We start from the raw sequence: 21,249 nt of genomic DNA on the forward strand, positions 1-21,249 counted from the left end.
TCAACGAATATAGAAGGTATCATTTTTATCGGTGATCTCCGACAACTTTTTTCCCGGGTAGATGATATCCAGCATCACCCTTAATGCTGTTCCGGGTTTAACATCCGGTGCCTCGGGAATCTCGTTCAAAAAATATTCCTGCACCGTATAAGCCACATCTTTAAATCCAAACTGCGATCGTATAGAGTTGGTGCCTGAAATGCGGCAATTGATCTCAAAGGGAATGATTCCATTTGCAGTAACCCGCGACTGGATATTGCAGGATCCGCGGAAATTGTAATGCGAAAGCATTTTCCGGATAATGCTTTTCATTTCTTCGTCATAATCATTTATCACCTCCGCTTTGGCTGTATTTCCCTGTTCCAGTTCCCGCTCAAAAGTGATCAGTCCATGGAATGCACCATCTTTTCTTACATAAAAAGTGGTAGTGATTTCCGGGCCTTCCAAATATTCCTGCACCACATAAGAATCATCAAATGAGGCGGGATTTGGCGGGTCAACAAAAATATTTCTCGAGCCTCTTCCTTCCCTTGGCTTCACCACGCATTTATTGAATTGGCCGGCATAAGCTGAAGGCAATACCGATGATGCAAAAGGGATATCATATTTCCCAAACCCTTCATAATTACTGAATTTATCCAGGCACATTTTTGTAATGGCTGCCGGAGAAGCGGCCACCGGGCAGTTGAATACTGTTTTGCTTTCCGCCAGGTAAAAAGATTCATAATCTGTTGAAGGAATGATGAGTGCCGTGTTTTCCTTTTTGCAGATACCCTGCATGGCGGGTATATATGCCTTGTCATAAGAAAAGGGTACTTCATACACCCGGTCGCACAAATAATTGCCGGCACTCACTGCTGTTACATTCACCCCGATTATGTCCACATCAAGGCCCAGATCGGCAATATTCCTAAGAATGCCCTGTCCTACTACTCCGCCGATTCCGGTTACTATTATACTTTTTCTCATACTTTCATTTCAGCTATGGTTCGTTCAAACGTTATTGCCGGTTTAAAGTGCAGTGTTTTATATTCCGGGCTGGGGTCATAAGTAAATGAAGGACTGGCATCTTCGCCGGTATATTCAATAATTGCACCTGTATTGAGCGCGATCAGTTGAGCAGCCTGGTTGTTGGTATAGGATTTTTCCGCTACCCCCAATGTTATTATATTCTCGCTGTAATCTGCACATTGCATGCACAGCCTTGCTGCATCCCGCACATCTATATAATTCTGCATTCTTTCCCCGGTACCCCACACCTGTATAGCTTTTGTTTGCTTAACCTGTTCAATCATTTTGGGAATAAGGGTTACGGGTTTCATACCCTTTCCAATAATGGAAGAAAAACGGATGATGGCATGATTGGCGTGATTTTTAACGATGGCTTCACCCGCAATTTTGGATAAGCCGTAATAATCCGGCCGGTTAAAAGGACTATTCACCTGCAGGGGGAGCTGCAGGGGAACGCCATATACAGCCACGCTTGAAGCAAATACAAATTTTGAGGATGCATAGTGCTCATCAATGAGCCCGGTAAGTTTAATATTGGTGGTATAGAATTCCGCATGCGGCTCATGAAACTTGCCGTAGGGAATAAAAGATGCCAGGTGAAATATGTATTCAAAACCGGGCTCTTGCCGGAAAAGCGCTTCTGCGTTGGTGTAAAGCTTTACGCCCGGATTCTCCGGTATTAATGACGTATCAGTTCTGCACAATCCCGCCACGCGGTAGTCTTTGGCGGTCAAAGCGTTCAGCAAATGCCTCCCTAAAAAGCCATTTATCCCTGTTATTAAAACAGATTTATTCATTTTCCACTTTGGACTACAGCGAGTTTCTTTTTGATAACCAAAAATCGCTTTTCAAAAAAGGTATAGGAGAGAGAACTTACCAGGATTGTTGAAACTACCGTTAATATATAAAATGACAGGTTGAACCTTGTATTGTGCTCCGTTCCGTAAAAATACCGCGAAGTGCAAAAAGCGGCATACATGCAAACCGGGTGGTACATATAAATACCGTAGGATATATCTCCAAGAAAGGAAAGCACTTTATTATGAAGTATATTAAGATGTTGAAAAGTATTGGCTAAAATGAACAACAAAAAACATATGCCCAGTAAAAAATAGTTCCAGCCCAGCAGCATAATTCCAGCAATAGCTATAATCAGCAATAAGACCTGTATTTTATTTATTCCGGAAAAAAATCTATTCAGTTTACCTTCATATAAAAAGTACGCACCAATACCTCCTAAGGACATCAATTCAATGTTGAAATTACTAAGGAAGCTGTACAACAGGTAAAAAGAAGCATTTCCGAAGGTTTTATGAGCTGTCCAAAAGATCAATAAAAAACAAAACTTTAAAACTATTACGGACACCAGCACCTTTAAAATATTGTTTTTGAACTTACCAATGATCCATGGCCAAAGCAGGTAAAACTGTTCCTCTACACCAACGGACCAGCTTTGGGTAACGCCGGCTACCCTGTATGAAAAAGCAAGGGCGGCATTAGGAAAAAAGAAGACAAAAAGTAATAGTTTTTTTGTAAAATCAGTCTCTATGCCTGTTATAAGGTCATAATAATTGTTGTTACCCCAAAAGGCGGTACTGGTTCTAACCAATTGAGGCAGCAGAAAAAAACCAATAACAAGCAACAAATAGTATAAGGGCCAAATTCGTAAGATCCGCCTTAAATAAAATTTCTTTACATTTATTTTTCCAAACTGTCCGAGTTCTGTCAATAAGAGGTAAGTGATCAAAAATCCGCTGAGTACAAAAAATAAATAGACGCCGTTTTTTCCAAGTGTACCGATAAAGCCAGAAAGGAATGAGTTAAAAAGGCTGGGTAGATTTTCCCTGTGTTTAAAAAGTTCAATGTGATGAAATACTACAGCCAAAGCCGCTATTGCCCTTATTTCTGAAAGCCCTTTAAAATATATACGCATTACAAAGATTCCTCTGTCGGAATATCAATTACAAACTAATTCGATTCCCACATGCTGAATTTATTTTTCTTACCCACACTCTTAGAAGTAAAAGAATTTTTAAGAATTTCATCAATCCATACCTTCTTAAATTTTTTCAATATCCTTTATGTCAAAGAAAATCTCTTCGTTTACCCATGTAGCGATACCAGCCTCAATCCATGGTTTGCGTCTTTGTATTTCCAGGAAATCAGCACTCCAATGATGCGGCGTTTCAATTTTCTTTACCCAAATTATAAAATGGGCATCGGAAGTGGGATGTCCACTCTTTTTTAACCAAAACGCTGAAAAATCTCTTATGCCGTTTTTAAGATTCACAGGATTAACCAATGGGCTGTTGACTCTGAAAGACCATTTCGCCCAGGTGGGGCCCAATAAATAGTTCCCGGGCCTTCCGTCTTTTTCTATAATTGGTAGCCATTCATTTTTATCCTTTCCTATATACTCAATAGCAATGATGTGATTATATCCTTCAAAATGGCTGTCCAAAAAAACAGAATGCCCCGTTATTCCAAAATAAGTTTTTGAGAATTTTTGAGATTGCCAGCTCAGGCTTGTCAAAAATATTCCAAAACTGGTTTTATTGAATCCAGTTCTTTCGGTAAGATCAGATATTAGTGGGGATCTGTACGTGGATATAATCTGAAGAATGCAAAGAAAAAAAATACCTAACGATATTAAAAAGATCTTTAACGATCCAGCAGAAAGCCTTGTAAATAACCTGATATTATCTGAACCCTGAGGGAGAAGGGGCACGGTATAACCACAGTTTTCCTCTGTACACCTTTCAATAAATCTATTTGCTGCTATTTTTGAATATATCCATTTGCTCAGATGATATATACCCGGTAAATATAGTAGTACACCCGCTAAAAATAAGCAGGGTATTCTTAAGAAAGTATTCCTGTAGGTGTTAATTCCTTTTAATACATTTCCTTTTTTTGTAATTGAATAAATATTGTTTAGTAATTCTTCCGGGGAAAGGTGAGAAAGCTTTTTATTTTTAGCTCCATATGTTTGGACTCCTTTAAATTCAACTGCGTTGAAAATATCGAAATGTGATATTATAATTTTAGTTCTGTTGCATAAGGGGCAATCTTCATCATAATAGAGATCAATTTGCTTCTTTTTAAATTGGAATTTCCCGTAAATTTTCAGCCACAGGGAAGCTGGAACAAGCAGGAGGTAAATGCTAATAACGCCGAGGGCAAACCAGGGTATAGGAAAAATCAGGAGAATGCCTAAATGAAAACCAACACCAATGAGAAAAAGAAGTATCCAGCATTTCCTAACACCAAACAAAAAAAGAAAAACGATTTCAAAAACCAGTGTGAGATATCCAAGAAAGATCACAATGGCCTTCATATTTAAAATCCAGGAATAATCAAGGTAAGCAACTTGTGGAACGGATGCGGGCAGCCAGAACCCTAATCCATGTTTCCATAACGAAGAATCGAATTTAAAAAAAATGGAATCAAAATAAACAAAAGCAATGCCGACTAATACTGGCAGGTAATAATTTAATACAGACACATTGCGGGGAGGTGAAAAGTTGAACCTGGTATTAGAATATTTAAGTTTAATCCTCAACCTGTCCAGAGAATTTACCTGTGAAACATTGATAAAGAGTAATAGAAAATTTATCCCCATATATAAATAAAACATATGGTATTCATATGTTTTTATGGTAGCAATAAAAACAAGGGAGAACAAATAATTGATGAGTGCGGCCTGCCGGCTGAACAGACCCAGCATTAAAAAAACGATCGTAACCATCCATGCTATTAGTGCAGGCCCTAAGTTAATTTCAGCAGGCTGAATGAAAGGAATTTTATCAAATATGAGGTGGCGGAAGTAATAAAGTTGCAACACTTCACACAGTAAAATAAAGGTGTACGTTATTCTGAAAACACTCAGCCCTGCCGCGTCTATCTTTTTGTTGTATAGCCGGCTTATGAAATGCAGATATTTACGCACTGATCCTGTAAAATATTTTTCTTAAGTATTGCTTTGTCAAGTGTTACGCTGTAGCGTCATTATGCGAACCTTATTTTCTCACCCGAAGAGTTTTTTCCAGTTGCTTTTCTTTTGGTTTTTGCTCTCCTGGAAATAATCACCGCCATATCCATATCCATACCCATATCCATAATAGCTTCCTCCACCATAGCCGTAATAGCCTTTATAGCGGCCCTGGGTTTGTATATCGTTGATCACCAGTCCCATGTTGGGCAGGCGTTTTTGCTGGTACAGGTCATCCACCATGCTCAACTGCCTTTTAAGGGTATAGCCATGGCGCACAATATAGAGGCTGGCATTGGCAAAGGCGCTGAGGGTAAAAGCATCGCTTACTAAGCCTACGGGTGCACTGTCTATGATGATATAATCAAACCGTATTTTCAGCTCTTCAAACAATCTCCCCACCTGTTGGTCTAGTAATAATTCTGAAGGGTTGGGCGGCACGGGCCCGCAGCCAATTACGTATAGATTTGAAAATTCGGGTACCGGCTGCACAATTTCTTCTATGCCCGCATTGCCGATAATAAAATTACTGAGGCCTTTTGTAGTTTGCATATCCAGACCCTTCAACAGGCGGGGCTTTCTGATGTCAAACTCAAGCACCACCGTTTTTTTGCCGGTAAGCGCAAGGGCGGCGCCATAATTGGTGGCCACAAAGGATTTGCCTTCGCCGCTTACAGAGGAAGTAACCAGTATTACCGGTTTATTGATCCTACTCACTAAGTACTGCAAATTGGTGCGCATGATGCGGAACTGCTCGGCCACTACCGTTCGGCTGCCCGCCTGAACGATTAGCGTCTCCTCGCCCGCATGACCTATTTCACCGATAATGGGCGCCTGGGTTTGCCTTACGATCTCTTCGCGCTCCCTGATTTTATCGTTCAGCATTTCTATAAGCGCTATAATTCCCACAGGGATCAGTATACCCGCCAGCAGGGCTATCAAATAAATGTTTTTCTGATTGGGCTTTACCGGTGTACCCGAACCGGTAGCCTCTTCCAACGGGCTGGAGCTGGCAACCGTGGCAGCAGCGGCAATGGCGGCCTCCTCCCTTTTTTGCAGCAGGAACAGGTAGAGGTCCTGCTTGATCTTTTGCTGGCGTTCAATATCTAAAAGGCCCATGGCCTTGGAAGGCACTTTGCGGATGGCCGCATGGGAGCGTTCTATTTCTTCTTTTGTTTTATTGGAAGCGATGCTGTAAGAACGCTTTACATTTTTCAGGGCTTCCAGAATCTGTTCCCTTAATTTTTCCAAATTCCTGTCAATAGCCGTTACCGAAGGATTAGCAGGTCCTGTGGTTTGCAGCAGGTTATTGCGTTGTAACTGCAAACCATTATACTGGTTGAATAATGGTGATAATACAGGCTCCTCTATGCCGAGGTTAACAGGTACCAGGCTGTTGCGGTTGCCCGGCTCCTGCATATATTGGAGCAAATAATCCAGTATGCCACTTTGCACTAGCTGCGTATTCAATTGCCTGTTATTCTCGGAAAGCGTTTCATAATACTGGGTGGATTGCTGGGTTAGGTCAATTACTTCATTTTTTTCGCGATATTTTAATAGTCCGCTTTCTACGCCGCCCAGTTCATTTTTAATGGTATCTAAGCGTTCATCAATGAATTGCATGGTTACCTGCGAGATCCTCCGTTTATCTTCAATATTCATTTTGCCGTATTCATTCATCAGTTCATTGATCACGTCCTTTCCCAGGGCGATATTATCCGTTTCCATGGAAATATCGAGAATGGTGGCCTGCTCTATGGTTTGGGCGGTAGTAATGGCTGAAACAAGACTGGCAGCGGCAGCCTCAAGGGGCCGGTAAACAATGATAAAATGATCGCTGCTATAGCCGGCAAAGGATACGGAAGCCACTTTATTAAGCCTGAAAACACCATTTCGCGTCTCGAATATTTTACCATATTCAAGGCCGGCATTCCCATTCAGGAACCTGAATCCTTTTTCGGAAGCTTCTATTTCAAAACTAAACGCATTGGCAGAATCTTTAAGCGAGATAATATCCAAATGCAGGGGGGAGGCTCCATAAATGTTTGAAGTGCGTACATTGCCTTTATTATAATAACTCACCTGCAGGTCAAGATTTTTGGCCACACGTCGCACCAAGGGCTTGGATTTTAAGATCTCCAGCTCGTTCTTCAGGTTTAGGTTACTCGGAAACATAAACATATTTTCCAGTGCCTCTCCGCTGGCATTGTTGTTGTTTTCTTTGTTGATAAACAGGCTACCACTCACATTGTAAATAGGAGTGGCGTATCTTACTTTAAGAAAGGCCAGTACGAGGGCAATCAGCACAAAGGCTACCAGCATGGGCCAATACCGCAAATATTTAAAGATGAATTCCTTTAAATTGAATTCTTTTGCCGCAGGCATGCTGTCGAAACCTGTATCGTCATTTGCTGACATGTATGCATTTCGTTTTATTCATGATTATTAGAAAACCAACCGGCATTACCGGGTAACAAGATTGATGATTACCGCAATGGTGGTAACTAAACTGGCAATGGTAGTTATAATGGTACGGTTCCGGTTAATGGTTTGGTCGGTGGCAGCGGGCTTTTTGGGGTGAGCCTTCACAATTACGATATCGTTTTGCTGCAGGTAATAATAAGGGGAGGCAAGCACATCTGCCCTGCTTACGTTTAAGTTGCCAAAACTCCTTTTTCCATTGGTTTCCCTTATTACCATAATACTGTCCTTCAACCCGTAAGGGGTAAGGTCGCCTGCCATGCCCAGGGCTTCTAATATATTCACCTTTTCGCCCGGGGCAGTGTACACACCCTGGTTCGACACTTCACCCAGTACCGTAAACTTATAATTTAAAAACCGAATATTGCAATAGGGGTTCATGAGATAGGGTGTCAGCTTTTCGTTAAGCAACAGAGCCAGCCCCGCTTTGGTGAGTCCTTCGATGTGGATTTGCCCTAGGGATGGAAACTGGATATTCCCTTCATTATTTACTAAGTAACCCGGCATTTGAGGCGAAGAGCCTCCTGTACTAGTTGCACCCGTTCCGTTGGCCGAAATGCCGGCACTCATTTGCTGGTTGAAGATGGCCGTGGCTTCGGGGTTATCGCTAAAAACGGTGATGCCTACCAAATCACCTTTCTGGATTGTTGGTTCCGGCAGATTCACCTGGCTGAGCGCGGCAGTGTCAATAGGTCCCTGGAGGTAGGGCACAGCTCTTTGAACTTTGCACGAAAACAGCAGCAGGCTGAGCGCCATTGTGAACAAAACAGCTATGCTAGTTTGTTTACGAATAAGCTTATGAATGGTCATTCACTGGTATTTACAATGTTGTTGTGGTTGGTATGCGAGTTCAGGAGAAATTAACGTATGGTAACCGGGGATATTATATAAACGTCATTACGAGACCCTAAAGGGATTAAAATGTCATGTAAATACGTCACAAGGTCGAAGTAATCTCCGGATTTGTACAGAGATTAAATTTCTGAATCGGCCTATTGCTTCGCTTGAGGCGGCTTGCCTACCTGCCCCGTCCGAATGGCTCATCCGGGCGGACGGCAGGCAGGCTTCTGCGTGCATCGTTTTTTTAAGTTCCGGCATTTGCTTATGCCTCGCAAAGACGAGTCTTTTATTACATCCTCCTCACCAACCCATCGCTTAACCTGTATTTTTCCCCGGATTCGGGGCAACTGGCAAAGCCTGTTTCATTAAAATGCAGCTTATGTCCATATGCGCTCACAGCCCGTTTGTCGGGCGGGATTGCCTGTTACCAGTGCATAAGGCGGAACGGGATGTGTAACAACGGCGCCTGCGCCAATAAAAGCGTATTCCCCAATTTCATACCCGCAAACAATAGTGGCATTGGCGCCAATGGTAGCTCCTTTGCGTACTATCGTTTGGCGATACTGATCTTTGCGGGGTATGGCACTGCGTGGATTGAACACATTGGTAAATACAGCGGAAGGCCCTATAAAAACATCATCTTCACAAACCACGCCGGGATAAACAGATACATTGTTCTGCACTTTTACATTATTGCCTAAAACAACCCCGGAACCGACCATTACATTTTGCCCGATTACACAGTTTTCACCAATGCGGGCCCCGGTCATGATATGCGAAAAGCACCAGATCTTCGTTCCATTGCCAATCATGCAATCCTCATCAATAACTGTAGTGGCATGGGCAAAATAAAGCATGTAAGAAAATCTCTTAGTCTTAGTAGACCGATTATCGCACTGCGCCGGCTTAAATGGGTTACCTACGCATACAGCCGCATCTTTCTGTTGTTTATTTTTTGTGCAGGATTGCCAACGTATACTCCTGGTTCTGTGATGTTTGTTGTTACCACACTGCCAGCGCCTATAACCACCCTGGAGGCGACACTAATGCCCTGTATCAATACGCTGTTGCTGCCCACAAATACTTCATTGCCTATATTGCAGCCTCCGTTTAATACAGCGCCTGTAGAAATATGGCAATGGTCGCCCACCACACAATCGTGCTCTATAAGACTTTTGTTGTTGAGGATTGCATTTTTTCCTATAAGCGAGTTGGCGTTTACAATTACCTGGTGATGTATTATGGATCCTTCTCCTACCGAACTTCTGGAGGAAACAATGGAAAAAGGACTTATTACAGTGGCGTGCGACCCTTTGTTTTGACTGATCAGGGTAAAAAGCCTTTTCCTTAACAGAGCGGTTTTGATTTGTCCTACAGCTACAAGAAAATCCGTATCAGGACTTACAAAATCCGGTAAAAAAGACTGATTTCCCAATCGCTGGTAAGGAAAGCCAGGCAATATTTGGGTTTCATCATCGTCAAAAAAACCTGTAATATTATACATACAGGTAGATTCAATGACTTCGATACAGGATTTGCAATGCCCGCCGCCTCCCAGCAGGACTATATTTTTTCGCGCCATACATTTCTTTATGTAGTAACAGAGTGGTAATTAGGTTTTTCTTTTTCAGGGAAGGTTGGGGAAATCTCCCCTTATAAAGGTATATCAAATTTTGTTCCACATAAAGCACTAATTTCAGAAAAACGTACTTAAATTTATTATGGAGCGTATGTACCTGTTAGTATGATAGTAAAAACCATTTATTTTAAAAAATGGTTTAAATTTTTTGGAAGTTTTATAGTAGCCTCTACACGGGCCTTATTTCATTGCTGCTCAGCCGGGCTGTTAATTTAAAGCCCAGGCTTTGTAATATTACCTGCACTTTGTTTTTATCCGACCGCACCACAATCCCTTCTTCATCCATGAGCACGCCGCTCATTATTTTTACCCGCTGGTTGGGTTTAAACTGCATGTGTTCAACTTCCACATGGCCATATTCATTCAAAAACCGCCTGATCGTATTGATCTCTTCTTCTTTTATAACAGCGGGCTTGCCGTTCCAGTATACGAAGTTCACCACCCCGCTTACCATCCTCACATTTGTGATTTCATTCTCTTCAACCTGCACAAAAACATAAGATTTAAAAAGGGGTTCGTGTACTATTTTGTACCTGTCGCTCCATTTTTTGCGCACTTTGTTTAATGGACAATAAGCCGTGATCTGCTTTTCCTGCAACAGGGCATATACCTTTTTTTCCCACCGGGGCTTGGTATAAACAGCGTACCATTTTTTAGTGTTGTTCATACGATTTCAAAGTTACGGGAACTTCAGATTTGAAACGTAGATTATGTTGATATATGGTTTATGCAGCACAGTTTATTATTGATCGGCTAAATACGCTGCATTGGCATTTGATGGATAAATGGCATAGCTTCGCCTCCTCAGTTACATCCTCCTTTTTGTAACCGGTAAACCAAACGCCTTCTTTTGCCGCCTTCCCTTAGCATATATCGTACCCGGATTTGATTTTATGTAAAAAACCGGGCCCCGCATCAACGCCAGGAAGGAACTTCAACATACTCAGGAACTTATATAAAGTGCCCGGAAATTTCTTTCGGCAAATATAGAGGTAAAAAGCAATTCAAGTTGCAGGAGAGGAGGATTGGGATGCGGGAAAGAGGGTTTAAGATTGAGCGTGTGCAGGGGCGGGGATAGATTTCTAAGATGTTACAGGTTACAGGTTTCAGGGGGAAAAGCCGTGGGCGATGCAAAAAACGATAAAGACAATCTTTGACTTCTCTCCTTTCACCCTTTCACTGTTTGTACTCCTTTCGGATTTCGGTTTTCCAGTCTTCGGAATTGCCTTTATCTGGTTTTTGTTATTTGCTATCTGGTGCTGTCGGCTGTATTCCTTCGTATTTCAAATTTCCAATCTTCGGATTTTCTTTAACATCTTGCTATGGTTAAGAAATAAGAAAAATATTAACTTCGTTGCCTGCAATGAAATATATTTTATACATACTCCTGGGTTATGTGCTTTACCGCTTCATTACGGGCTTTTTGATCCCCGTTTTTAGAACGGGAAAACAAATTAAAAAGCAGTTCAACGAAATGCAGCAGCACATGCACGACCAGATGCAGCAACAATCTTCTTCTACAGCTCCACCCCGGCAGCAGGCTGCCAAAAAATCTCCTGCGGGGGAATATATTGATTTCGAGGAGTTGAAATAGTATGCCATACTGTCTATCATTCAAGCAGTTATTCTTGTGCATCATTTTTCCCCGGGGATGGGGTATCTGAAAATCATCGAAAGATAAACAGATGAAATCACCTAAATTTGCGCTCCTTTTCATTTTATTTATACTACAATGGCAAATCAATTATTCGATTTTGGATTGATTGGGTTAGGCGTTATGGGACGCAACCTGTTATTAAATATGGCCGATCATGGCTTTGCTGTAATAGGATACAACAGGAGCCCGCAAAAAGTTACGGAATTAGAAAGCGAGATCGTTCCGGGTACTACGGTAAAAGGCACTTCCGATTTGAAAGTAATGGCAGACGCGCTTAAATCGCCCCGCAGGATTATGATGCTGGTACAGGCAGGTAAACCGGTAGACGATGTGCTCAGCGAGCTGATTCCCCTGCTCGATAAAGGCGATATTGTAATTGATGGTGGTAATTCGCACTACACCGATACCCTGCGCCGTGTGCAGTATATGCAGGAAAAGGGCTTTCATTTTATGGGTATGGGCGTTTCGGGCGGTGAAGAAGGCGCCAGGAGAGGTCCCAGTATTATGCCGGGCGGTGATCCCGAAGCATATCCCCATGTAAAACCGATGCTGGAAGCTGTTTCGGCCAAGGTAAACGGCGAGCCCTGTGTGGCGCACCTGGGTAAGGGCGCCGCAGGCCATTATGTAAAAATGGTGCACAATGGTATTGAATATGGCATTATGCAACTGATCAGCGAAGTATATGATGTATTGCACCGCGGCTATGGCTTAACCAATGATGAGCTGCATGAAGTATTTAAACAATGGAACGAGGGCGAACTGCAGTCATTCCTGGTGGAAATAACCCGTGATATATTTTTAAAGACAGACGATAAGACCGGCAAACGGCTTGTGGATATGATTTTGGATAAAGCGGGCTCCAAGGGAACAGGTAAATGGACATCGCAGGATGCCATGGATCTGGGGATTGCCATCCCCACCATAGACGTTGCCGTGAGTATGCGTAATTTTTCGGCGCTCAAACAGGAAAGGGTAAGCGCATCCAAAATATATCCTTCCGCTATTAAAATAACGGGGGTTTCCAAAGAAGAGATTATTCAGCAGGCAAGAGAAGCCCTGTTTTTGGGCACATTGATCAGCTATGCACAGGGGCTGGCTTTGTTATTCGTGGCTTCTAAAGAATACGACATGGAGATCCCGCTTCCGCAAGTGGTAAAAATATGGAGAGGAGGTTGTATCATCCGCTCCACCTTACTGGAAATATTTTACCAGGCCTATTCCAATAACCCTGCACTGTCTAATATTTTATTAGATAGCCATATCGCTGCTCTGCTGAAACCGAGAACAGCCAATACCCGCAAGTTTATCGCCACGGCTGTGCAGGCAGGTATTCCTGTTTCCGCACTGTCAGTGTCGCTGGGCTATTTTGATGCTTACCGCAGCGAAGTGATGCCAACCAACCTGATACAGGCCCAGCGCGATTTTTTTGGCGCACATACGTATCAGCGTATTGATGAAGAAGGGATTTTTCATACCAACTGGCAATAGATCATCTGTAGTGTAAAAGTAAAAATGGAACAAGTTGTCCATTTTTATTTATTTCTTAAGCAGTAACGCTCATATTACAATTCCATGCATTCAAATATTTCTGGTACGCAAAACCATAAACGTCCCCCTTCTTCGCTGATCTTTATTTTTGGCGGAAGCGGCGATCTCAATCTCCGTAAATTAACGCCTGCCTTATATAACCTGTTCCTTGACGAATGGATGCCCGAAAAATTTGGTATAGTGGGTATTGGGAGAAGTGAATATACCCACGATAAATACAGGAAGCATTTGCTCGATGGCATCAAAAAATTCTCCCGTCGAAAAGGCGAGGAAAACGGCAACTGGAAAAATTTCGCGGAGCACATCAGCTACCTGCAAATGGATGCTGAAGACGAAGGGGCGTACCAGCAGATATCCGCCATCGTTAAAGAAAGAGAAGCCGCGTTTGGCGAACATCCCAATGTTATTTTTTACCTGGCCGTGGCGCCCCAGTTGGTGCCCGATATTGCCGCCAAACTGGGTCCGCTCAACATTTGCGCCGATACCAAATGCACCCGCATCGTTATTGAAAAGCCTTTTGGTCACGACCTGCAAAGCGCAAGGGAACTGAATCATTTGCTGAGCACCATGTTTGATGAAGACCAGATATTCCGTATTGATCATTACCTGGGAAAGGAAACGGTACAGAATATTTTGGCCCTGCGTTTCGCCAACGCTTTATTTGAGCCCATATGGAACCGCAATTATATTGAAAACGTACAGATCACCGCAGCCGAAACGGTTGGCGCCGAAACCCGGGGCGCTTATTATGAAAAATCGGGCGCCCTGCGCGATATGGTGCAGAACCATATGCTTCAACTGATGTGTATGATTGCTATGGAAGCGCCGGTTTCTTTTGATGCCAACGAGATCCGCAATAAAAAAGTAGATGTGCTGAATGCCATCCGTAAAATAGACCATGCCAGTGTGCAGGATTTTGCGGCAAGGGGTCAGTATGCCGAAGGATGGATGAAAGGGGAAAAGATTGCGGGCTACCGGCAGGAAAAAAACGTGAACCCGGAATCGAACGTTGAAACCTTTGCTGCCGTTAAATTTTATATTGACAACTGGCGCTGGCAGGACGTTCCTTTTTACGTGCGTACGGGCAAACGGATGCACAACAAAAGTACCATTATTACCCTGCAGTTTCGCCCGGCCCCCAGCTTTGCTTTTCCCCGGGAAGCAGCCGATACCTGGCGCCCCAACAGGCTCACCATAAGTATACAACCCGAAATGGATATCCGCATCCGTTTCCAGGCCAAAAGGCCCGGACAGGATATGACCTTAAGTCCTGTGGATATGATCTTCAACTATGATGAGGCCTACGACGAGCATGAACCCGAGGCTTATGAAACGCTTTTATTAGATGTAATGGAGGGCAATGCCACTTTGTTTATGAGGGTAGACCAGGTGGAAGCGGCATGGAAGATCATTATGCCGATCCTGGAAACCTGGCAAAACCGGCAGCCGGTAGATTTCCCTAATTATGCACCCGATTCGTGGGGACCGGAAGATGCGGAAGCTTTAATTGCAAGAGATGGATTTAATTGGGTAACGCTGCCTTCGCTGAGCGGCGAATAGCAAACCCATGAGACTTGCGCGATGGCAATGGCAGAGTGGCCTCATAGGTTTGGAGCGGGGGAAGAGAAGACCTGTAATACCAAATAGCAGGAACCAAATGACAGGAAACAAATAAGATATAGACACTTCGTTCCCCGCCGCGGCGGGCAGGCTCAGCATGAGGAAAATCCGAAGCTGGGAGTCCGTAATTAGAAAAGTAATCCAATAAACTACAAACTCCTGAGTACAAGATTGCCATTTTAAATCTCAAATCTCCTTATGATTCATATACAAAAAAATCCTTCGGCTATAACCGCTGCATTAGCGGAATGGATAACGCGGACCATAGAAACTACTTTACAAAAGCAGGACCGGTTTACCTGGGTGCTTACGGGAGGCAACTCGCCCAAAGCCTTGTATGATATGCTGGCGGCAAGTCCGTATAAAGAGCGTATTGCCTGGAATAAATTACATATTTTTTGGGGAGATGAACGTGCAGTGCCTTTTAGCGATGACCGCAACAACGCAAAAATGACCTATGCACACCTGCTGAACAAAGTGCCTGTGATTCCGGCACAGGTGCATGTAATGCGTACAGACGCAGAACCGCAGCAGGCAGCGCTGGAATACGAAAAAATACTGCACCAGTACTTTGGTGAAGACGGAAAAAGTTTTGACCTGGTATTATCGGGCATGGGCGATGACGGGCACACGCTTTCCCTTTTTCCAGGTACCGAAGTTATTCACGAAAAGGAAGCATGGGTGAAGGCCTTTTATTTAACTTCCCAGCAAATGTACCGCATTACCCTTACTGCACCTGTAGTGAACCGGGCTTCGTTTATTGTGTTTTTAACCTTTGGCGCTAACAAATCAAAGGCGCTGTATGAAGTGCTGGAAGGCAGCGCTGATGCCGACCTTTATCCCTCACAGATAATACAACCCCGCGTAGGTGAACTGCATTGGTTTGTGGATGAAGCAGCAGCGGCTTTGCTGAAGAAAAAAGCATGAGTTTGTTTTTGTGCAGGCAGGGAAATTGTCCTTGTGAAGTGTTGCTGCGGCATATGTTGCGGCAACTATTACCGTAACGGAAAAATTATGGCAATGAAAAGTTAAAATATTTTACGATGCATTTTAAATGCTGCCCCATAATACCCGGCTCCTGCATAAAAGCGTATCTTTGACTTTTCTCTTATACATCCCTTTTTGGCACCTTAAGCCAGGAAATTGTACTTATCAAACCCCTGGTGCTTACTTATGATCTGTCGATCAGGTTAGTAGTCATTTTTGATTCATCAACCCAAATATGAAGTATGAAGATTTTTATACCATTACTGGTTTTTACTTTTATTTTTTGTGAAGCCAATGCCCAGAATCCTGAGCAACAACCATCGGGGGATATTCCAACTCTGCAGGTCAGGACGAACAGGATTTATGGAAAATTAATAGATGAAAATTCTGGTAAGGGTATAGAAGCGGCCTCGGTACAATTGTACCTGGCAGATAAAGACAGCTTATACGGTGGGATGCTCACCAAATCCAATGGTAATTTTAGTTTCACTAATATCTCAACTGGGCATAATTATAAGCTCATCATTTCCGCATTGGGATATGAACCGGTGGAGCGTACCATCAGGGCGTCCTCCGCAGGGAAGGGGCGATTTGAGAAAGACCTGGGTAATATTTCCCTCCATCCCGAAATAAAGCAATTGGCCGATGTAACCATTACGGCTACCCGACCGGCGCTGGAAATGAGTATAGACCGTAAAGTATTTAATGTGGCTAAGAGTTTAACGGCCACAGGCGGAACAGCAGTTGACGTTATGAAAAATATTCCATCGGTATCTGTTGATATTGACGGTAATGTGGAATTGCGCAACAGTACCCCCCAGATATTTGTAGACGGGCGGCCTACCATTCTTACCTTAGACCAGATACCTGCCGATCATATTGAAAAGGTAGAGCTGATTACCAATCCATCGGCAAAATTTGATGCTTCCACTTCGGGCGGTATTATTAACGTGGTATTAAAAAAAGAAAAACGCATAGGCTTAAATGGAATTGCTACCGCATCTGTAGGTACGCCGGGAATACTAAGCGGCAACCTGAGTTTAAATATGCGGCAGGGGAAATTAAATTTTTTCATGAGCGGCGGTTATAACCAATCCGGAGGTAAGGCCAAGGGAAGAACATTGCGGGAAAATAAGTCGCAGGGTGTTACGAGGGATTTTTTTAATCAGAACAGTGTTAATACCCGGCACCGGAAATTTAACTCCATTAATTTTGGGTTTGATTATTTTGTAGATAACCGCAATACCATTTCCATCACACAACGTTTTGGAGGCGGAAATTCCAGAAATGATGAATTGCAGCATCAGGAATACCTGAACAGCGATAAAGTTGTACAATATTACGGCGACCGCTCCGAGGACGGCCGCTGGGGATTTAACCGCAACAGCACCCGGCTCAATTACAAACATACTTTTCCACAGGAAGGCAGGGAACTTACGGCGGATGTTACATATAACTATGGCAATAGCAGCTCCAATTCAACCATATTCAATACTTATTTTTTTCCCGATGGTACAGAATATAAATCTCCCGCCACAGTGAATAATGATGGGAGCAACAAAAACAACCAGATGACTTTTGAAACCGATTATGTGCACCCTATAGGAGAAAATGCAAAATTTGAGACAGGATTGAGGGCCTATTTTAACGACTATAAAAGCTACTTCAATGTCTTTGGTTTTGACAACGGGCAGGAAACAAAACTGCCATTAAGCAATAATTACAAATACACCGAAAACGTGAATGCCGTATATGGCACCTATTCGCAAAAGATCGGAACATTTTCATACCAGGCGGGCTTAAGGGCTGAATATTCTAAATTTGACGGACTGCTGATTGATAGTGCGTTTAAGTTTGGTTATGAATATCCGGCTTCCATTAAAAATATATGGAACGCCTTGTTTCCAAGCCTTTTCCTTACTCAAAAAATCGGGGAGGATGACGAGATCCAGGTTAACTTTTCAAGGAGGATCAGGCGGCCTGATTTCTGGCAGTTAAATCCTTATATAGAGATCAATGACCCCGTTAACCTGCGGCAGGGTAATCCGCAACTGGAACCAGAGTTCATCAGTTCCTTTGAATTGAATTACAGCAAAAATTATCCCAGCGGAAATTTTTTAGGCGTTTTGTACTGGAGAAGCAATCCTAATGATATTACACAATACAGTGATACCATAACAGCAGCGCAGTTTGAGCAATTGCAAAATGCAGCGGTTGATCCCAATGCCATTTTGAATACCTGGGTAAACGCCAATACCACCAACAGGTATGGGGCCGAATTTACCGTGCAACATAAAATAGGACCCAATTTCGAAATTACACCCACTTTTAACCTGCAGTACCGCACGGTACAGGCAAAGATCAACAACACGGATCTGAGCAATAAGGGATTTAACTGGGAGTCGCGGCTGATCAGTAATTATAAGATTAAAACTGAAAAAAGCGCACTGTTCAATAACCTCAGCTTTCAGCTTATAGCCGACTATGAATCGCCACAGGTAATACCGCAGGGCAGACGGCTTGCCGAATTCGATGTTGATTTTGCTATGCGTAAAGATTTCTTAAAGAACAACAGGGCTTCTGTAACATTCGGCATTAACGATGTATTTAACACAAGGCGCTGGGGAACCATTTATGATACAGAAAACTTTTACCAGGATGCATACAGGAGATGGAGTGTAAGAGGTTTTCGCATATCGTTCAGCTATAAATTTGGTAAAGCCGATTTTTCTTTATTACACCGCAATAACCGCGGAGGCGACGGTGGGGATGATGATTAGGAGACGGATTTGAGATTGTGATTCAGGGCACAGGTTTCAAGTTGCAGGGAGGGTTCGCCAATGAGTGCTTATCGGTTGTGGTTGTCAGCGATCAGATCAGTAGCTACCAATGGCAGAATGTATTTTTTTTGTTGTAGCGCTCTCATAGCTCACAGCCGGTCGCTGACTGCCTTCTTTCGGATTTGGGATTTTATTGGTTCTTATTATTTGGTTCTTGGTGCTTTATTTCAGATTTCGGATTTTTGCCTTCGCACTTTATTTGGTTCTTGTTATTTGGTTCTTTTCTTAATATTTTAGGATTCACATTTTCACATTGCTCTATCTTCTGTTCTTAAAAAAACTTTTCATCAGTTGTGCGCATTCATCCTGCAGAATACCTTTTTGCACAATGGTTTTGGGATGAAAGGGGGATAGTTGCGGCTGCGTGCTGAAGGGTGGCCGGCTGATGCTCCCGTTTTTTTCATCTGCAGCGCCAAAAACAATTCTGCCAATCTTGCTCCAGTATAAAGCGCCCGCACACATCAGGCAGGGTTCCACTGTAATATAGATGCTGGCTTCCGGTAAGTATTTGCTGCCCAGATAATTAAATGCAGAAGTAAGCGCGATCATTTCTGCATGCGCGGTGGGATCATTTAATTTTTCAACCTGGTTGTATCCGCGTCCAATTATGGTATTGTTCATTACTACAATGGCGCCTACAGGTATTTCTTCTTCTTCAAAGGCCCTTTTGGCTTCCTTCAATGCCTGTTGCATGAAATGTATATCCTCCTGCATAGAAGCCGAAATTAGAACAATTCCGCCTTATGAAAGCTGCGAAAGGGAACAAACAATAATGATAAGCCATACTCCAATACCTTATTCCAGTTTTTCCAGTTCCTTCCAAACATCCATTTCCTCATCCTGTATCCTGATAAAGATAAATGAATGTTCATCTTCCAAACGAATAATATAAGTGGGGCTGTTATTGCTTTTGATCGTTTCAATTTCATAGATATGTGCAATGCTATAGTCATAGTATTCCCGTTTAATCATAGCGCGTATCTTAAATGACAATTGCGCTTCTGTATACGTTTTCAAACTGTTTGTCCAGTTTCCGTGTTTATTATAATAAACTGTATAATCAATACCGCCGGCAATAAAATTTACTTTAGATCCGCCATCGTCCATAACAACCCAGGATTCATTATCAACATTTGCATGTCGTTTCATGAAATCTCTTACTGCTCTTATGTTGATGCTGTTTAAATATTGCCTGGCTTTCGGGGGAGGTTTTTCCTCAGCGAAGCTTTGGGCCGCGGGAATGGAAAATTGATTTAAGTTTTTATTTCCATTGAATGACTGTGCATCGCTGTATTGACATGGTACCATAAAAAACAAAACGGGTATAACTGTGATAAGAATCTTTTTCATAAAAGAAAATTTTTGGAGACATAATGTTAAATCACCAAACTAATAGTCGGTTTTTTCTGTTTTTCAGGAAACAGCAGGTAATGGATAGTATTGGTAATTTTAAAAGAGGTTGCGCCACGGGCTGGTTACCCGCAAAGAGCGCAGAAGAAAAATGGCAGCAAATTTTTTTTACGGTTTTGAATTTAAGGAAACTATAAACCATAAACTACAAACCACAAACTCCTTATGCTACAGCATCTGTCTCTGCCAATTGTGGTTTAATATTTTGGTTTACCCTGAATGCGCGATGCTGTCCCTAAAACCCTGCTATCACTCCGCAATTAATTTTTATCTATAAATCCAAGCACTACCTTATTAAATTCCGCCGGGTTTTCATATTCCAATCCATGCGAAGTATGGGGAAGGGTTGCTTTTTCCTTATTGCCTAAACAACGCTCAAGTTCATCGATAATTGAAGTCAGAAACAAGGGTGATTGGTCTCCTTCCACCAATAAAACAGGTGTTTTTATTTTCTTAAGATCATTACAGCTAACGGGGGGGAATACGGTTTTGGGATAAAGAATGGATCCTTTCAATTGCGCAGTATTTGCCATGATGATTTCTCTCATCCTTTGAGGGTGTTTGGCGAAATATTGGCTGTCATCCATCACAGCATGAACAAAAATTTCTGCAGCTTTTTCGTCATCATTATTTTTAAATAATTCAATCGCGGGAAAGACCGCTTTCCAAAAATTCTTCTCCAATGTGTCACCCCCGGGAACATTTTTCAGCAACGACATCACAGGTGGTTCCGCAAGTGTAAGGCTTCTAACCAATTCCGGGTGCTCTATCGTGGTTATTAAGGTTGCAAAAGCTCCGGATGAATGCCCCACCAGGTGAACAGGTTCCAGTTTTAGCGCTTTAATCAATATAATAAGGTCTTTGGTATTTTGGCTAAGCGAATAATCGGCTGTACTATCCAATGTTTGTTTGTTTGGATACCCATAGCGCAAACTGTAAACAATTACCCGATGGTTCCTGGAAAAAACATCTGTTTGCGTTTCCCAGGTTCGGTAATCTCCCATTACTCCATGTACGAGTACAATAGGATCCCCTTTTCCGATGTCAATGTAATGGATGCTGTCACCATTAATGAAAACAGCTTTCACTTCAGGAGCAGCGTTGGCTTCATTTTGCGTTGTTGTGCCCGTATTACTGTTATTGCATGAGCACAAATAAAACAGAAGCAGCCAGAGACTTAGAGAGAAATAATTCTTTTTCATATCAAACTGTTTAAGCATTAATT

General features: G+C 42.6%; 17 protein-coding genes. 5 read left to right on the forward strand and 12 right to left on the reverse strand.

Going from position 1 to position 21,249, the window contains the following annotated elements; genetic code table 11:
* The 9 genes from FRX45_RS06505 to nusG form a co-directional block, all read right to left on the reverse strand.
* Positions 1 to 969, reverse strand: coding sequence for an ATP-grasp domain-containing protein (locus FRX45_RS06505; RefSeq protein WP_152267603.1), 969 nt, complete (start codon positions 967 to 969; stop codon positions 1 to 3).
* Positions 966 to 1,808: an NAD-dependent epimerase/dehydratase family protein gene (locus FRX45_RS06510; protein WP_152267604.1), complete on the reverse strand. Its 843-nt coding sequence runs from the start codon at positions 1,806 to 1,808 to the stop codon at positions 966 to 968. Before FRX45_RS06510 ends, FRX45_RS06505 begins: the two co-directional genes overlap by 4 nt.
* On the reverse strand, positions 1,805 to 2,944 hold the full coding sequence (locus tag FRX45_RS06515) for an acyltransferase family protein (protein WP_152267605.1): 1,140 nt from the start codon (positions 2,942 to 2,944) through the stop codon (positions 1,805 to 1,807). The genes FRX45_RS06510 and FRX45_RS06515 overlap by 4 nt, the downstream gene beginning before the upstream one ends.
* Positions 2,945 to 3,070: 126 nt before the next feature.
* A complete protein-coding gene (locus tag FRX45_RS06520; RefSeq protein WP_152267606.1) occupies positions 3,071 to 4,960 on the reverse strand; it encodes a DCC1-like thiol-disulfide oxidoreductase family protein in 1,890 nt (629 codons plus the stop codon).
* Positions 4,961 to 5,038: 78 nt separating this feature from the next.
* On the reverse strand, positions 5,039 to 7,420 hold the full coding sequence (locus tag FRX45_RS06525) for a GumC family protein (protein WP_152267607.1): 2,382 nt from the start codon (positions 7,418 to 7,420) through the stop codon (positions 5,039 to 5,041).
* 45 nt (positions 7,421 to 7,465) lie between these two features.
* Complete coding sequence (locus FRX45_RS06530) at positions 7,466 to 8,293, reverse strand: polysaccharide biosynthesis/export family protein (RefSeq protein ID WP_152267608.1); 828 nt, start codon at positions 8,291 to 8,293, stop codon at positions 7,466 to 7,468.
* A 407-nt stretch (positions 8,294 to 8,700) separates the two neighbouring features.
* Complete coding sequence (locus FRX45_RS06535) at positions 8,701 to 9,180, reverse strand: acyltransferase (RefSeq protein WP_317163095.1); 480 nt, start codon at positions 9,178 to 9,180, stop codon at positions 8,701 to 8,703.
* A gap of 62 nt (positions 9,181 to 9,242) precedes the next feature.
* A complete protein-coding gene (locus tag FRX45_RS06540; RefSeq protein ID WP_152267609.1) occupies positions 9,243 to 9,905 on the reverse strand; it encodes an acetyltransferase in 663 nt (220 codons plus the stop codon).
* A gap of 226 nt (positions 9,906 to 10,131) precedes the next feature.
* Complete coding sequence (nusG, locus tag FRX45_RS06545) at positions 10,132 to 10,629, reverse strand: transcription termination/antitermination protein NusG (protein WP_152267610.1); 498 nt, start codon at positions 10,627 to 10,629, stop codon at positions 10,132 to 10,134.
* A 696-nt stretch (positions 10,630 to 11,325) separates the two neighbouring features.
* On the opposite strand from nusG, the gene FRX45_RS06550 reads away from it, so the two are divergent.
* The 5 genes from FRX45_RS06550 (at position 11,326) to FRX45_RS06570 (ending at position 18,554) form a co-directional block, all read left to right on the forward strand.
* Positions 11,326 to 11,556: a hypothetical protein gene (locus FRX45_RS06550; protein ID WP_152267611.1), complete on the forward strand. Its 231-nt coding sequence runs from the start codon at positions 11,326 to 11,328 to the stop codon at positions 11,554 to 11,556.
* Positions 11,557 to 11,694: 138 nt separating this feature from the next.
* Positions 11,695 to 13,107, forward strand: coding sequence for an NADP-dependent phosphogluconate dehydrogenase (gene gndA, locus FRX45_RS06555; protein ID WP_152267612.1), 1,413 nt, complete (start codon positions 11,695 to 11,697; stop codon positions 13,105 to 13,107).
* An 84-nt stretch (positions 13,108 to 13,191) separates the two neighbouring features.
* Positions 13,192 to 14,727, forward strand: coding sequence for a glucose-6-phosphate dehydrogenase (gene zwf, locus FRX45_RS06560; protein ID WP_152267613.1), 1,536 nt, complete (start codon positions 13,192 to 13,194; stop codon positions 14,725 to 14,727).
* A 258-nt stretch (positions 14,728 to 14,985) separates the two neighbouring features.
* On the forward strand, positions 14,986 to 15,714 hold the full coding sequence (gene pgl, locus FRX45_RS06565) for a 6-phosphogluconolactonase (RefSeq protein WP_152267614.1): 729 nt from the start codon (positions 14,986 to 14,988) through the stop codon (positions 15,712 to 15,714).
* 302 nt (positions 15,715 to 16,016) lie between these two features.
* Positions 16,017 to 18,554, forward strand: a complete 2,538-nt coding sequence (locus FRX45_RS06570) for an outer membrane beta-barrel protein (protein ID WP_152267615.1) — start codon at positions 16,017 to 16,019, stop codon at positions 18,552 to 18,554.
* A gap of 318 nt (positions 18,555 to 18,872) precedes the next feature.
* On the opposite strand, the gene FRX45_RS06575 is transcribed toward FRX45_RS06570, so the two are convergent.
* From FRX45_RS06575 to FRX45_RS06585, 3 genes are all read right to left on the reverse strand, one after another.
* Positions 18,873 to 19,328, reverse strand: coding sequence for a nucleoside deaminase (locus tag FRX45_RS06575; RefSeq protein WP_152267616.1), 456 nt, complete (start codon positions 19,326 to 19,328; stop codon positions 18,873 to 18,875).
* Between the two features lie 81 nt (positions 19,329 to 19,409).
* Positions 19,410 to 19,964, reverse strand: a complete 555-nt coding sequence (locus FRX45_RS06580; protein WP_152267617.1) for a hypothetical protein — start codon at positions 19,962 to 19,964, stop codon at positions 19,410 to 19,412.
* A 320-nt stretch (positions 19,965 to 20,284) separates the two neighbouring features.
* The gene (locus tag FRX45_RS06585; RefSeq protein WP_193311607.1) at positions 20,285 to 21,226 is read right to left on the reverse strand and encodes an alpha/beta fold hydrolase; all 942 of its coding nucleotides are present in this window, start codon (positions 21,224 to 21,226) and stop codon (positions 20,285 to 20,287) included.
* Positions 21,227 to 21,249 lie beyond the last annotated feature (23 nt).

The sequence above is a fragment of the Agriterribacter humi genome (assembly GCF_009192765.1).
In the GTDB taxonomy this organism is placed as follows: domain Bacteria; phylum Bacteroidota; class Bacteroidia; order Chitinophagales; family Chitinophagaceae; genus Agriterribacter; species Agriterribacter humi.